At 58.3% G+C, this 3,042-nt stretch carries 3 protein-coding genes; 2 read left to right on the forward strand and 1 reads right to left on the reverse strand.

Translation table 11 applies throughout. The features are described from left to right. A partial coding sequence (locus tag ABYM29_RS15370) for a DUF2069 domain-containing protein (protein ID WP_372865671.1) occupies positions 1-442 on the forward strand: 442 nt, incomplete at its 5' end. A 23-nt stretch (positions 443-465) separates the two neighbouring features. Next, positions 466-2,280, forward strand: coding sequence for a signal peptide peptidase SppA (sppA, locus tag ABYM29_RS15375; protein WP_372865672.1), 1,815 nt, complete (start codon positions 466-468; stop codon positions 2,278-2,280). 117 nt (positions 2,281-2,397) lie between these two features. Here sppA and ABYM29_RS15380 read toward each other — a convergent pair. Beyond that, positions 2,398-3,042: LLM class flavin-dependent oxidoreductase (locus tag ABYM29_RS15380; protein WP_372865673.1), on the reverse strand; the 645-nt coding region annotated here is incomplete at its 5' end.

The raw sequence follows: 3,042 nt of genomic DNA on the forward strand, positions 1-3,042 counted from the left end.
AGAGACTGGCGCAACTGGCGCAGCGCTTGCGCGACTAACTGACTATAAGGATGTCCTCGGCATGATTAGCCTGGAAAAACGCGCCGCATGGAGCGGTGTGGTGATGAAAATTTCTTACCTCGCGCTGCTGGTTTCTCTCAGTCTGAGTACCTGGGTGTGGGTGCAGGAGGGACGGCAGCCGAGCATCACGATTTGGCTGATTCGCGAATTGCCGGTGCTGATGTTTATCGGCGCGGTATTTCGCCAGCAGCTCAAGGGTATCGCCTGGCTGTGTTTTGTCAGCCTGTTGTACTTTGCCATGGCGGTAACCGAGGCGATGTCGCCCTTTGCCATTTGGATGAACTATGTTGAGTTGGCACTCGTTGTTGTGCTGTTTTGCAGTGCCACGGCGTTTATACGCTGGCATGCGCAGGCCATGCGCGCTGCTAACGCGCCGCAGTAAAGCAGTCGGGGTCGGAGACGGTTATGAGCGAGAGTAAGCGACGTGGATTTTTCAGCCGGTTGGGGGCCTTTCTCGATGGGCTTCGCCGCTGGACCATTAATGTATTTTTTGTATTTTTTATAGTGATGCTGGGCTTCAGTATCTACAGCGCTTTTCGGGTCGATGTGCCAAAGGGTGGGGCATTGGTTTTGGCGCCTCAGGGGCTGGTGGTAGAGCAGTACACGGCAGTGGACGCGCTGACTCAAATTAGCGGTAGTGGTTTGCCTCAGGAGACCTTGCTGCGAGATTTGATTGATACGGTGGACTATGCCCGCGATGACAGCAGCATTCAGTCGATGCTGCTGTTGCTCGATGATCTGCAGCATATTGGTCTGGCTCGCGCGCTGGAGCTCAGTGAGGCGCTGCGCCGTTTCCGCGAGTCAGGTAAGCAAATTGTGGCGATGGCGGGGCATTACGACCAGGACAAATATCTGCTGGCCACCGAGGCCGACCAAATTCTCTTGCACAATATGGGCGGTGTTAGCTTGGAGGGTTTTGCGGTGGTGCGCAATTACCTGCGCGAGGCCATCGAAAAATTGCAGATTAACTTCCACGTCTTCAAAGTCGGCAGTTACAAATCGGCGCTGGAGCCCTTGCTGCGCGACAATATGTCAGCGGAGGCCCGCGAGGCCAATCGCGGCTGGTTAGAGCCGCTGTGGGATTTGTATCGCGACCGCGTGGTGGCGCGCCGCAATATCACCGTTAAAGACTTTAATTACTATGTCAACCATATCGACCGTGTGTTGGCCGGCAGCGGTGGCGACGCCGCGCAGGCAGCGCTGGATTACGGCCTGGTTGACGGCATAGTCAGTCGGCCGCGGCTCAGTGAAATGATGGCCGAGCAGGTTGGCTGGGATGAAGACGGTTACTTTAACCAGGTCTATTACAAACACTATTTGCGCTTTAAGCGCGGTCTGGTCATGCCCGATAACAAGGCCGGCGTTGGCCTGATTGTCGCCAGTGGCAATATTGTCGACGGCGAACAGCCGGCGGGCAGTATTGGCGGTGACAGCTTGGCGAGGTTGGTACGCAGCGCGCGTTTGGATGACAGCGTGAAGGCACTGGTGCTGCGTATCGATAGCGGCGGCGGTTCGGCATTTGCCTCGGAGGTGATTCGCGCCGAGCTGGAAGCGTTGCAGCAGGCGGGCAAGCCGCTGGTGGTGTCGATGAGCAGTATGGCGGCTTCCGGCGGCTATTGGATCGCCGCCGGTGCCGATGAAATTTGGGCCAGTCCGGCGACGCTGACCGGCTCCATCGGTATTTTTGGGGCCTTCCCCACCTTCGAGGACTTATTGAAACGCCTTGGCGTGTATACCGATGGTCTAGGTACCACCGCGGTGGCCGGCAAGCTGCGTATCGATCGGCCGCTGGACCCGATATTGGCGCGCTCGATTCAGAGCAGCATCGAAAATGGCTATCAGCGCTTTATCACCGTGGTTGCACAGGGGCGTGGCAAGCTGCCTGAGCAGGTGAAACCATTGGCTGAAGGGCGGGTGTGGAGCGGCATGGACGCCCATGAACTGGGCCTTGTTGACCGCCTGGGCAGCTTGGATCAGGCGATCGCCTCGGCGGCAGAACTGGCGGGCCTCAGTGACGACAGCCACCGCTTGCTGCGTCTGCCGCTGAGCCCTGAAGAGGAGTTGATGCGCTGGTTGCTCAGCTCGCAACAGGCGAGCAGTGTGCTGCCGGAATTTTTGTTGCCGTTGATTCGCCAGTGGCTGCCGGTGGTGCAGGCCCTGCCGGCACTCGATGATCCGCGGGGAATCTACGCTTACTGCCCGGTGTGTGTGGCGCCGTAACGGGTTGCTGGGATAAAGCGCGGCAAGGTGTGGCGCGCTTTATCCGCACTGGCGCCCATGTTGAATTCAATGTTTTTGGCCGCGAGGCGCTCCGTACGCCGGGCGGTCAGTGCGCGCCTAGGCTGCGGATTTCAACTCCCTGATAATCTTTGCCCACATGTCGTCGGCGGCCGCGTAGGGTGCGTAAATCGCCAGCCGGTCGGCGTAATGGCCATATTTCTGTTTAAGCTTGCCGGCGATTTCCTCCGGTTTTCCGCGGGTGCAGAATGCGTCGAGGAAGTGCTCATCGACGTAGCTTGCCAGTTCATCCCATTTGCCCTCCTTAGACAATCGGTTCATTTTGGGTTGCAGCTCGCCCAGCCCGACCGCTTCCATGGGCGGCGCGTAAGCCGGGGTTGAGGCGTAGAAACCGAGGAGGCTTTTAACGCTGTTCTCCGCGGCCAGATATTCCTCCTCCGTCTCGCCGGTAATAATGATGGCGTTCACCTGCAGGGTGAAATCGTTCAGCGAGCGGCCCGACTTCTCGAGCCCGCGCTTAACGGCCGGCAAGGCTTTTTCTTCGAGAAAGGGCATGCTGTTAAAGGGGTGGACGATCAAGCCATCGGCGACTTCGCCGGCAAGCTCGGTCATTTTCGGGCCCAGTGCGCCTAACATAATGGGCGGAATGCCGTAGGGGTTGGGACCGGGGTTGAACATCGGCGTCATCAGGGTATGGCGATAATACTTGCCCTGGAAGTCGAGTTTGCTGCCGTGCTGCCAACA

The sequence above is a fragment of the Spongiibacter sp. genome (assembly GCF_041602295.1).
In the GTDB taxonomy this organism is placed as follows: domain Bacteria; phylum Pseudomonadota; class Gammaproteobacteria; order Pseudomonadales; family Spongiibacteraceae; genus Spongiibacter.

Bases quoted from the DNA above. Each gene is read 5' to 3' on its own strand.
- sppA (WP_372865672.1), top strand. From the start codon at position 466: ATGAGCGAGAGTAAGCGACGTGGATTTTTCAGCCGGTTGGGGGCCTTT.